The sequence below is a fragment of the Pantoea sp. NPDC088449 genome, assembly GCF_044753225.1.
GTDB lineage: Bacteria > Pseudomonadota > Gammaproteobacteria > Enterobacterales > Enterobacteriaceae > Pantoea > Pantoea floridensis.
Genome location: NZ_JBIVMT010000011.1, coordinates 1 through 2,033, shown reverse-complemented (window position 1 = coordinate 2,033; position 2,033 = coordinate 1). Strand labels below are relative to the sequence as shown.

Below are 2,033 nucleotides of genomic sequence, written 5' to 3'. Positions count from 1 at the left end.
AAACAAGCTGAAAATCTCTGGTCTCTCTCACCAAAACGCCTCTGGCGTTGTAAGGTTAAGCCTCACGGGTCATTAGTACCGGTTAGCTCAACGCATCGCTGCGCTTACACACCCGGCCTATCAACGTCGTAGTCTTCAACGTCCCTTCAGGACCCTCAAGGAGTCAGGGAGAACTCATCTCGGGGCAAGTTTCGTGCTTAGATGCTTTCAGCACTTATCTTTTCCGCACTTAGCTACCGGGCAGTGCCATTGGCATGACAACCCGAACACCAGTGGTGCGTTCACTCCGGTCCTCTCGTACTAGGAGCAACCCCCCTCAATTCTCCAGCGCCCACGGCAGATAGGGACCGAACTGTCTCACGACGTTCTAAACCCAGCTCGCGTACCACTTTAAACGGCGAACAGCCGTACCCTTGGGACCTACTTCAGCCCCAGGATGTGATGAGCCGACATCGAGGTGCCAAACACCGCCGTCGATATGAACTCTTGGGCGGTATCAGCCTGTTATCCCCGGAGTACCTTTTATCCGTTGAGCGATGGCCCTTCCATTCAGAACCACCGGATCACTATGACCTGCTTTCGCACCTGCTCGAGCCGTCACTCTCGCAGTCAAGCTGGCTTATGCCATTGCACTAACCTCCTGATGTCCGACCAGGATTAGCCAACCTTCGTGCTCCTCCGTTACTCTTTGGGAGGAGACCGCCCCAGTCAAACTACCCACCAGACACTGTCCGCAGCCCGGGTAACGGGCCTACGTTAGAACATCAAACATTAAAGGGTGGTATTTCAAGGTTGGCTCCACGCAGACTGGCGTCCACGCTTCAAAGCCTCCCACCTATCCTACACATCAAGGCTCAATGTTCAGTGTCAAGCTATAGTAAAGGTTCACGGGGTCTTTCCGTCTTGCCGCGGGTACACTGCATCTTCACAGCGATTTCAATTTCACTGAGTCTCGGGTGGAGACAGCCTGGCCATCATTACGCCATTCGTGCAGGTCGGAACTTACCCGACAAGGAATTTCGCTACCTTAGGACCGTTATAGTTACGGCCGCCGTTTACCGGGGCTTCGATCAAGAGCTTCTCCTTGCGGATAACCCCATCAATTAACCTTCCGGCACCGGGCAGGCGTCACACCGTATACGTCCACTTTCGTGTTTGCACAGTGCTGTGTTTTTAATAAACAGTTGCAGCCAGCTGGTATCTTCGACTGGCTTCAGCTCCGGGAGCAAGTCCCTTCACCTACGCGCCAGCGTGCCTTCTCCCGAAGTTACGGCACCATTTTGCCTAGTTCCTTCACCCGAGTTCTCTCAAGCGCCTTGGTATTCTCTACCTGACCACCTGTGTCGGTTTGGGGTACGATTTCGTGTTACCTGGAGCTTAGAGGCTTTTCCTGGAAGCAGGGCATCAGTTACTTCACCACCGTGGTGGCTCGTCGTCACGCCTCAGCCTTAAGACACCCCGGATTTACCAAAGGTGTCAGCCTACACGCTTAAACCGGGACAACCGTCGCCCGGATAACCTAGCCTTCTCCGTCCCCCCTTCGCAGTAACACCAAGTGCAGGAATATTAACCTGCTTCCCATCGACTACGCTTTTCAGCCTCGCCTTAGGGGTCGACTCACCCTGCTCCGATTAACGTTGAACAGGAACCCTTGGTCTTCCGGCGAGCGGGCTTTTCACCCGCTTTATCGTTACTTATGTCAGCATTCGCACTTCTGATACCTCCAGCAACCCTCACAGGCCACCTTCAACGGCTTACAGAACGCTCCCCTACCCAACAACACATAGTGTCGCTGCCGCAGCTTCGGTGCATGGTTTAGCCCCGTTACATCTTCCGCGCAGGCCGACTCGACCAGTGAGCTATTACGCTTTCTTTAAATGATGGCTGCTTCTAAGCCAACATCCTGGCTGTCTGTGCCTTCCCACATCGTTTCCCACTTAACCATGACTTTGGGACCTTAGCTGGCGGTCTGGGTTGTTTCCCTCTTCACGACGGACGTTAGCACCCGCCGTGTGTCTCCCGTGATAACATTC

General features: G+C 54.1%; 1 rRNA gene. It reads right to left on the bottom strand.

Annotation, left to right across the window (positions count from 1 at the left end):
- Nucleotides 1-51: 51 nt before the first annotated feature.
- Nucleotides 52-2,033 (bottom strand): 23S ribosomal RNA (locus ACIP6T_RS25120); the annotation flags it as partial.